Annotated in this window: 7 protein-coding genes; 5 read left to right on the forward strand and 2 right to left on the reverse strand. The window is 70.4% G+C overall.

Going from position 1 to position 9509, the window contains the following annotated elements; genetic code table 11:
- Positions 1 to 239: 239 nt before the first annotated feature.
- Positions 240 to 1322 (reverse strand): PQQ-dependent sugar dehydrogenase, encoded by a 1083-nt coding sequence (locus CA984_RS23805; RefSeq protein ID WP_086575790.1) that lies wholly within the window; start codon positions 1320 to 1322, stop codon positions 240 to 242.
- A 73-nt stretch (positions 1323 to 1395) separates the two neighbouring features.
- On the opposite strand from CA984_RS23805, the gene CA984_RS23810 reads away from it, so the two are divergent.
- The 5 genes from CA984_RS23810 (at position 1396) to ilvC (ending at position 8925) form a co-directional block, all read left to right on the forward strand.
- The gene (locus tag CA984_RS23810; RefSeq protein ID WP_086575791.1) at positions 1396 to 2304 is read left to right on the forward strand and encodes a 2-hydroxyacid dehydrogenase; all 909 of its coding nucleotides are present in this window, start codon (positions 1396 to 1398) and stop codon (positions 2302 to 2304) included.
- A gap of 316 nt (positions 2305 to 2620) precedes the next feature.
- The gene (locus CA984_RS23815; protein ID WP_086575794.1) at positions 2621 to 5227 is read left to right on the forward strand and encodes a putative bifunctional diguanylate cyclase/phosphodiesterase; all 2607 of its coding nucleotides are present in this window, start codon (positions 2621 to 2623) and stop codon (positions 5225 to 5227) included.
- Between the two features lie 307 nt (positions 5228 to 5534).
- Entirely contained in the window at positions 5535 to 7298 is a 1764-nt protein-coding gene (locus tag CA984_RS23820; protein ID WP_086575792.1) for an acetolactate synthase large subunit, read from the forward strand.
- A gap of 82 nt (positions 7299 to 7380) precedes the next feature.
- Entirely contained in the window at positions 7381 to 7905 is a 525-nt protein-coding gene (gene ilvN, locus CA984_RS23825; protein WP_031171868.1) for an acetolactate synthase small subunit, read from the forward strand.
- Positions 7906 to 7944: 39 nt separating this feature from the next.
- On the forward strand, positions 7945 to 8925 hold the full coding sequence (gene ilvC, locus CA984_RS23830; protein WP_043657831.1) for a ketol-acid reductoisomerase: 981 nt from the start codon (positions 7945 to 7947) through the stop codon (positions 8923 to 8925).
- Between the two features lie 133 nt (positions 8926 to 9058).
- Here ilvC and CA984_RS23835 read toward each other — a convergent pair.
- Positions 9059 to 9509: CAP domain-containing protein (locus tag CA984_RS23835; protein WP_133061760.1), on the reverse strand; the 451-nt coding region annotated here is incomplete at its 5' end.

Genomic DNA, 9509 nt, shown 5'->3' on the forward strand with positions numbered 1-9509 from the left:
CCGCGACCACCACGCCCGCCAGGCCGGAGGCCTGAAAACACCAGACCGCAACCAACGACGGCCGGCCGCACCACCCACCCACCGCAGCGCGAACAAACACAAACCACCACAACCACACCGCAGCGCGAACAAACACAAACCACCACAACCACACCGCACCGCGAACAGACACAAATCACCACAACCGCACCACCCACCACAGAGAACCGTCATCTGCAGATCGGTAAAAGCCTCCGGAGCTACGGGGTCAGGACCAGGATGCGGTCGTCGCCGGGAACGGGGGAGCCGCGGCCGTCCTTGTTGCTGGTGCCGATCCACAGGGAGCCGCCGGGGGCGGCGGCGACCGCGCGGAGCCTGCCGTACCGGCCCTTGAACCTGGCGACAGGGGTGCCGGCCGTGCCGTCGGCGGCGAGGGGGACCTGCCAGAGCCGGCGGCCCCGCAGGGCGCCGACCCAGAGGGAGCCGTCGGCGTAGGCCATGCCGGAGGGGGAGGCCTCGTCGGTGCTCCAGGTGACGATCGGGTCGATGAACCGGGGGGAGCCGCCGGCGCCCTCGACCTCGGGCCAGCCGTAGTTGCCGCCCTTCCTGATGAGGTTGATCTCGTCGAACGAGCTGGACCCGAACTCGCTGGCGTACATGCGTCCCGACGGGTCCCAGGCCATGCCCTGGACGTTGCGGTGGCCGTAGCTCCAGAGCAGGTTTGCGGACGGGTTGCCGGGGGCGGGCTTACCGTCGACGGTCATGCGGAGGATCTTGCCGGCCATGGAGCCGAGGTCCTGGGCCAGGGCGCGGTCGCCGGTCTCGCCGGTGCTGGCGTAGAGGTATCCGTCGGGGCCGAAGGCCAGGCGGCCGCCGTTGTGGATCGGGCCCTTGGGGATGCCGTCAAGGAGCACGGTGGCGTCGGTCAGCCCTCGGTCGTAGCGGTAGCGCACGATCCGGTTGTCCTGGGCCGAGGTGAAGTAGAGGAAGACGTAGTGGTCCTCGGTGAAGACGGGAGAGACGGCCACACCCAGCAGGCCGCCCTCGCCGTCGGGGCGCACGTCGCCGATCTCGCCGACCTCGGTGACCTTCCCCGCCGCGGTGACCCGCAGCAGCCTGGCGGTGTCGCGCTCGGTGACCAGGGCGTCGCCGCCGGGCAGGAACGCGATGCCCCAGGGCACGGGCAGATCTTCCACCAGGGTGCGCGGCGTGCCGGGGGGAGCGGCGGCCGCGGCGGAGGCGGGGGGCCGCGCCGTGTCGGCGGGAGCCGCCGAGCAGCTCGCCACCAGCGCCGCCACCATCGCCGTCGCCAGGATGGGAGCCAGTCGTGACATCCGGATCATGCGAACCTCCTTCTTCATTCATACCGTCGTATGTGGGGGGAGGTTCCAGGACGATCCCCTGGATAATGCAGCCATGAAGATCTGGGTCCCCTCCGAAGCCGCCGTCGACGTCCTCAGTGATCTACCCGATGTGGAGTGCGTCGTCTACGACGGCACGGGTCCGGTCCCCGGCGGGGCCGAGGAGGTCGAGGTCTGGGTTCCGCCGCTCCTCACGGTGGCGGGCCTGCCGGAGCTGCTCGGCCGGATGCCCCGGCTGCGGCTGCTGCAGACCGTCACGGCGGGGGTGGACGCCTACCGGCCGCACCTGCCGGAGGGCGCGGTGCTGTGCAACGCGCGGGGCGTGCACGACGCGGGGACCGCGGAGTGGGCGGTGGGGGCGATGATCGCGGTGATGCGGGAGTTCCCCGGGTTCGCCGCCGCGCAGCGGGAGGGCGAGTGGACCTACCACCACACCGGGGTGCTGGCCGACTCCACGGTGCTGATCATCGGCTACGGCTCGATCGGCGAGGCGCTGGAGCGGCGGCTGGAGGGTTTCGAGGTGGACGTCGTCCGGGTGGCGAGGACCGCCCGGGGCGACGTGCACGGCCAGGACGAGCTGCCTGAGCTGCTGCCCCGGGCGGACGTGGTGGTGCTCCTGGTCCCGTCGACCCCCGCGACCACGGGGCTGGTGGACGCGGACTTCCTGTCGGCGATGAAGGACGGCGCGGTGCTGGTGAACGCGGCCAGGGGCGCGGTGGTGGACACCGACGCGCTGGTCGCCGAGCTGCGGAAGGGCCGGATCCTGGCCGCGCTCGACGTCACCGACCCCGAGCCGCTGCCCGCGGGGCATCCGCTGTGGACGGCGCCGGGGGTCTTCATCACCCCGCACGTCGCCGGCAGCACCCCGGCGTCCGGGCGGCGCCTGCTGAGGCTTCTCCGCTCCCAGCTCCTGCGCTACCTGGCAGGTGAGCCGCTCAAGAACGTGATCACCGGCCCGTACTGACCCCGGTCCACGCCGCCCTGAACCCGCGCCGACCAGATCTTTACCGGCTGTAATCCGTACTGTCCGGGAAAGGAATCCGGACCGTGGCTACCTCGTGACCTCGGGTCCGTACGGTGATTGACTGCGACCCTGATCGCTCGCATGGTTATCAGATCGGTGACGACTACGGCGTTGTCACCTCCCGCACCGGCCGGAGAGCACACACTGACCGTGTGCCGTCGCGGAAGCGAGACGAATCGACACTGATGGGCAGACGACATTGATCCGCTGGCGTGACCCCCGGGTACCGCTGACCGCCGCTGCCGGAACCGGCGCGGTGGGGCTCGTTGCCGCTCTTCTCAGCGGTGTCTCGCCCGGGATCGTCGGAGCGGTGGCGGGTGTCGTCGCCGCCGCGATCGCCGCGGTGTCACTGTTCGCCGGGCTTCTCCGGGGCGCCGACCGGCGCAGGGCGACGGCGGTCCGCTGGCTGGCCGGTGGCTCGGTCACCTGGCTGGTCGGGGTCGGTGTGCGGCCGCTCGTGGGCGGCACGCCCTTCGCCGTGACCTTCGCCGACCTGGTGGTCCTCGTCGGTACGGCGATGCTCACCGTCGGCACCGGCCTGTCCGCCACCCGGCCCGCGCACGGGCGCGCCCTGCTGCGGGACCTCGCTGACTCCTACATGTGCGCCGGCTCGCTGTTCGTGATCGGCTGGGTCCTGCTGCTGGGCCCGTCCTACCGCCAGGCCGACGACGCCGGCACCTTCGCGACGACCATCGCCCTGCCGCTGCTCTGCCTGATCCTCGCGTGTGCCGTGGGCCCGGCGGTGCTGCCGATCCGGCGGTCCGCCTGGCCGATGGGCCTGGCGGCGCTGGCGGTGCTGGCCGCCATCACGGCGTCCGAGACGGTCACCGCGCTGGCCCGCGTGAGCGGTGACGCGCCGCCGCTGCTCGGGGTGTGGCTGGCTCCGGCGGCCTTCCTGCTGCTGGCCGCGGTCCCGTGGAGCGGCCGTACGGCGCACGCCGCGGACCCCGACGCGGAGCAGCCGTCCGTCGGGCAGACCACCTCCTGGCTGATCGCGGCCCTGCCGCTGATCCTCGTCGTGGCGGCCACCGCGGTCGTGCTCCTGCGTGTGCTCGGCGGCAGGGTGCAGGGGCCGGTCCCGGTCCTCGCCCTGGTGTCGGCGTCGATCGTCGGCGTCCTGGTGGTGCGCCTGTTCGTGGTGCTGATGGAGACGGGCCGGATGCGGCGCCTGGTGGACCTCGGTGAGCGGCAGCTCCAGGACCTGGCGGAGAGCACCGGCGACGTGGTCCTGCTGTGCGACTACGACGGCGTGGTGCGGGAGATCGGCGAGGGCGTCGAGATCACGTACGGCTACCGCCCCGACGAGCTGGTCGGCGGGACGATCTTCGACTACATCCACCCGGAGGACGCGCCCGGGATCCAGGTGGCGCTGCGCGCGATGAGCCTGGACGAGGAGCCGGTCGAGGGGCCGGGCACCTGCATGATCGCCTGCCGGGTCCGGGCGTCCGACGGCACCTGGCGGCCCACCGAGTCGGTGGCCACCCGGCACGTGCGCGGCGAGGACCTGCTGCTGGTCACCACCCGCGATGTCAGCGACCAGGAGGCCCTGCGCAACCAGGTCGCCCACCTGACCTTCCACGACGGCGTCACCGGCCTGCCCAACCGGGCCTACTTCGAGGAGCGCACCCGCGAGGTGCTGGCCCGTCCGGGCGCGAGCAGCGCCGTGGTGGTGTTCCTGGATCTGGACGGCTTCACGGCGGTCAACGACTCGGTCGGCCATGCCAGCGGCGACTATCTGCTCGGCCAGGCCGCCCGCAGGCTCCGCGCCGCCGTACGGGCCGACGACACCCTGGCCCGCTGGGGCGGCGACGAGTTCGCGGTGCTGCTGGAGGCGGCGGTGGACGCCCAGACGGCGGTGGATCTGGCCGAGCGGCTGGTCCGCACGGTCTCGTCCGAGCCGTTCCGGGTGGCCGACCGCGACATCGCGCTGACCGCGAGCGTCGGGGTGGCCTTCGCCGAGGACGACGTGTCCTCCGCGGACCTGATCCGTAACGCCGACGTGGCGATGGCCAGGGCCAAGGATCTCGGAGGGCGCCGGGTCGAGGTGTTCGCCGCGCACATGCACGCCGACGTGGTGCGCCGGCTGGAGCTCGCCGCCGACCTGCAGCGGGCGCTGCTGGAGAACCAGTTCGCGATCGAGTACCAGCCGGTGGTGGACCTGGCCACCTCGCGTGTCACCGCCGTGGAGGCGCTGGTGCGCTGGTGGCGGGGGAGCGCGTTCGTGCCGCCCGAGCAGTTCCTCGGCCCGGCGGAGGACACCGGCCTGATCGTCCCGCTGAGCGAGTGGATCCTGCGCGAGGCCTGCCGGGAGGTCGCCGCCTGGCGCGCGTCGTCCTGGGACATCGGGCTGTCGCTCAACCTGTCCGCCCGGCAGATCATGGCGCCGCGTTTCGTGGAGACCGTCGAGTCGGCGCTGGCCGAGAGCGGCCTGCCGCCCAGCGCGCTGACCCTTGAGGTCATCGAGGAGATGCTGGTCGAGGACGCCGACGAGACCATCACCCGGCTCTCGGAGCTGCGCAGGCTCGGGGTGCGGCTGGCCATCGACGACTTCGGCACCGGCTACGCCTCGCTGGCGTTCCTGCGGCAGCTCCCGGTGGACATGATCAAGATTGATCCGTCGTTCGTGTCCGGGCTCGGCCGTGACGAGACGCTGACGCTGCTGACCCGCACGATCGTACGGCTCGGCCACGATCTGGGGCTGATCGTGGTCGCCGAGGGCATCGAGCGTCCCGAGCAGCTCGAACTGCTGCGGGAGATGGGCTGCACCCGGGGGCAGGGCTTTCTGGTGGCGCGGCCGATGGCCGCCCGCGGGGTCGACTCCCTGATGCGGACGAGCCTGTCCAGCCTGCACAGCGGTGTATGACGGCGCTCGCCCCGCCCTGCGGGGTGAGCGCCGAGGAGTGTGTCTTTCCTCACCCCTTGTCCGTTCTGTTACCTCGTTTCGCTGTCTGGACCGGACTCGCGCCCGTATCCGCCATCTCGGACTTTGAGACTCCTGTCCCATGAATTTGACGCAGACACACTCTGTCGGCCATGGTGGAGCCATGCATCACAGTGGGATTCTCGTAGTACTTCGCCGGCGCGCAGGCCGATAGCGAAGCACTTCGACCTGCGCGCCGCCCCAGCTCCGCCGTATCAGGCGGAATGGGGCATTTTTTATGCCGCCAAACATGCTTAGCCACACAAGGAACGAGCCGATGACCGAACAGATGACAGGTGCCCAGGCCCTCGTCAGAGCGCTGGAGCACGTCGGGGTCGACACTGTGTTCGGGATCCCGGGCGGCGCGATTCTCCCCGCCTACGATCCTCTCTACGACTCGGCCAAGGTCCGGCACGTGCTTGTACGGCACGAGCAGGGCGCAGGCCACGCGGCCCAGGGCTACGCGCAGGCCACTGGCAGGGTCGGGGTCTGCATGGCCACCAGCGGCCCGGGCGCGACCAACCTGGTCACCCCGATCGCCGACGCCTACATGGACTCGGTCCCGATCGTCGCGATCACCGGCCAGGTGGCCAGCGCCGCCATCGGCACCGACGCGTTCCAGGAAGCCGACATCTCCGGCATCACCATGCCGATCACCAAGCACAACTTCCTGGTCACCAACCCGGACGACATCCCCAGGACGATCGCCGAGGCCTTCCACATCGCCGCGACGGGGCGTCCGGGGCCGGTGCTGGTCGACATCGCCAAGGACGCGCTCCAGGCGATGACGGCCTTCCAGTGGCCGCCGGTGATGCAGCTGCCGGGCTACCGCCCGGTGACCCGGCCGCACTCCAAGCAGATCCGGGAGGCGGCCAAGCTGATCGCCGACGCCAAGCGGCCGGTGCTCTACGTCGGCGGCGGCGTGCACAAGGCGCGGGCGGCGGCGGAGCTGCTGGAGTTCGCCGAGCTGACCGCCATCCCCGTGGTCACCACGCTGATGGCGCGCGGCACCTTCCCCGACAGCCACCGCCAGCACCTGGGCATGCCGGGCATGCACGGCTCGGTGCCCGCGGTCGGGGCGCTGCAGCGCTCCGACCTGATCATCGGGCTCGGGGTCCGCTTCGACGACCGCGTCACCGGGCAGCTTTCCACCTTCGCCCCGCACGCCAAGGTCGTCCACGCCGACATCGACCCGGCGGAGATCTCCAAGAACCGGCACGCGGACGTCCCGATCGTGGGCGACTGCAAGGAGGTCATCTCCGACCTGATCGCCGCGGTGCGCAACGAGGACCGCAAGGGCGACTACAGCGAGTGGTGGACCCAGCTCGACGCCTACCGGGCGACCTACCCGCTGGGCTACGACGAGTTCGAGGACGGCTCCCTCGCCCCGCAGTACGTCATGGAGCGGCTGAGCGCGATCGTCGGGCCGGACGCCATCTACACCGCGGGCGTCGGCCAGCACCAGATGTGGGCCGCTCAGTTCATCGGCTACGAGAACCCCGGGACCTTCATCAACTCCGGCGGCGCCGGCACGATGGGCTTCGCGCTGCCGGCCGCGATGGGCGCCAAGATGGGCAGTCCGGACACCACGGTCTGGGCCATCGACGGCGACGGCTGCTTCCAGATGACCAACCAGGAGCTGGCCACCTGCACCATCGAGGGCGTGCCGATCAAGGTCGCGATCATCAACAACGGCAATCTCGGCATGGTCCGGCAGTGGCAGACGCTGTTCTACAACCAGCGCTACTCCAACACCAACCTGCAGACGGTCCGCCGGATCCCGGACTTCGTGAAGCTGGCCGAGGCGTACGGTTGTGTCGGCCTGCGGTGCGAGCGTCCCGAGGACGTGGACGCGACCATCAAGAAGGCGATGGAGATCAACGACGTGCCTGTCGTGGTCGACTTCGTGGTCCACCAGGACGCCATGGTCTGGCCGATGGTGGCGGCCGGGACCAGCAACGACGAGATCAAGTTCGCGCGCGACATGGCGCCGGCCTGGGACAGCGAGGACTAGCGGTGAGTGATCGAAGCGAGCCGGCAGGCAGGCGCGGAGGCCCGGCGGGCGCGCGGGCGGGCCGCCAGGCGAGGAGGAAGGCATGAGCAGGCACACGCTCTCCGTGCTGGTGGAGAACAAGCCCGGCGTGCTCGCGCGCGTCGCGTCGCTGTTCAGCCGCCGCGGGTTCAACATCGACTCGCTGGCGGTCGGGCCGACCGAGCACGAGGACATCTCGCGGATGACCATCGTGGTCAACGTCGAGGAACTACCGCTTGAGCAGGTCACCAAGCAGCTCAACAAGCTGGTCAACGTGCTGAAGATCGTGGAGCTCGACCCGGCGCAGGCCGTGCAGCGCGAGCTCACACTGATCAAGGTGCGGGCCGACGCCGAGAACCGTTCCAGCGTGCTGGAACTGGTCAACCTCTTCCGCGCGCGCTGCGTCGACGTCGCCTCCGACGCGGTGACCATAGAGGTCACCGGCACGCCGGACAAGCTGCAGGCCTTCATCAAGCTCCTGGAGCCGTTCGGCATCAAGGAGCTCGTCCAGTCGGGCATGGTGGCCATCGGCCGCGGAGCCCGTTCCATCACCGACCGTTCTCTCCGGGCCCTGGACCGGACCGCGTAACCCGCACGAGAAACCCGAAAGGTTAAGCAAGTGACTGAGATCTTCTACGACGACCAGGCCGACCTGTCGATCATCCAGGGTAGGCACGTGGCCGTCCTGGGGTACGGCAGCCAGGGCCACGCCCACGCTCTTTCTCTCCGTGACTCCGGCGTCGACGTCCGGGTCGGCCTGCCCGAGGGTTCCAAGAGCCGTGAGAAGGCCGAGGCCGACGGGCTGCGGGTGCTCACGCCCTCGGAGGCCGTCGAAGAGGCCGACCTGACCATGATCCTGGCGCCGGACCACATCCAGCGTCACCTGTACGCCGAGCACGTGGCCCCGAACCTCGTCGAGGGCGACGCCCTCTTCTTCGGCCACGGCCTCAACATCCGCTACGGCCTCATCGAGGCCCCCGAGGGCGTCGACGTGGCCATGGTCGCGCCGAAGGGCCCCGGCCACCTCGTCCGCCGGCAGTACACCGCGGGCCGCGGCGTGCCGTGTCTCGTCGCCGTGGAGAAGGACGCCAGCGGCAACGCCTGGGACCTCGCGCTGTCCTACGCCAAGGGCATCGGCGGCACCCGGGCCGGCGCGCTGAAGACGACCTTCACCGAGGAGACCGAGACCGACCTGTTCGGCGAGCAGGCCGTCCTGTGCGGTGGCGTGTCCGAGCTGATCAAGGCCGGTTTCGAGACCCTGATCGAGGCCGGCTACCAGCCCGAGGTCGCCTACTTCGAGTGCCTCCACGAGATGAAGCTGATCGTCGACCTGATGTACGAGGGCGGCATCTCCAAGATGTACTGGTCGGTCTCCGACACCGCCGAGTACGGCGGCTACTCCCGTGGCCCGCGCGTCGTGACGCCGGAGACCAAGAAGGAGATGCAGCGCATCCTCGCCGAGATCCAGTCCGGCGAGTTCGCCAAGGAGCTGGTGGACGAGTTCGACGGCGGGCAGAAGAAGTTCACCGCCTACCGCGAGGAGATCGCGCAGCACCCGATCGAGAAGACCGGCGCCAAGCTCCGCCCGATGATGAGCTGGCTCAAGTAGCGGCGAGCCCCTCCCGGGCGACCCCCGGGTGAAAGGGGCGCCTCGTACGGCGACGCCCCCGTGACGGTCATCCGTCACGGGGGCGTCGCCGTTCCCGTCGCTGTCTCCGCCGCCTCCGGCGGCGGGCCGGGTCCTACTTGGCGGCGAAGTTCTGGGTCCAGTAGATCGTGCCGCCGGAGTTCTTGGCCGCGCCGACACCGATGAGGGTGTACTTGCAGTTCATGATGTTGGCCTTGTGGCCCGCGCTGTTCATCCAGGAGCTCATCACGGAAGCCGGGGTCTTCTGTCCGGCGGCGATGTTCTCCGCCCAGCCCGACCCGCCGGTGAAGCCGGCCGCCCGGATGCGGTCCATGAAGCTACGGCCGTCCTTGGAGGTGTGGCTGAAGTAGTCCTGGTCCGCCATGTCGGCCGAGTGGCCGTAGGCGGCCTTGCGGAGCTGCGCGTCGTGCTTGAGGGGCTGGCAGCCGCCCTTCGCCCGCTCCACGTTGACCAGCCGCACGACCTCGTTCTCGTCGGCCGTCCCCACGGTGCCGCCCGGCGAGGTCGCGGTGGGGGTGGGCTTCACGGTGGGCGTCGCCGTGGGC

The sequence above is a fragment of the Streptosporangium minutum genome (genome assembly GCF_002149035.1).
In the GTDB taxonomy this organism is placed as follows: domain Bacteria; phylum Actinomycetota; class Actinomycetes; order Streptosporangiales; family Streptosporangiaceae; genus Streptosporangium; species Streptosporangium minutum.

What these genes read in the sequence shown, in the direction of transcription:
- CA984_RS23805 (WP_086575790.1), bottom strand. Translation starts at nt 1,322, where the DNA reads ATGATCCGGATGTCACGACTGGCTCCCATCCTGGCGACGGCGATGGTG.
- CA984_RS23810 (WP_086575791.1), top strand. Translation starts at nt 1,396, where the DNA reads ATGAAGATCTGGGTCCCCTCCGAAGCCGCCGTCGACGTCCTCAGTGAT.
- CA984_RS23820 (WP_086575792.1), top strand. Translation starts at nt 5,535, where the DNA reads ATGCTTAGCCACACAAGGAACGAGCCGATGACCGAACAGATGACAGGT.
- ilvN (WP_031171868.1), top strand. Translation starts at nt 7,381, where the DNA reads ATGAGCAGGCACACGCTCTCCGTGCTGGTGGAGAACAAGCCCGGCGTG.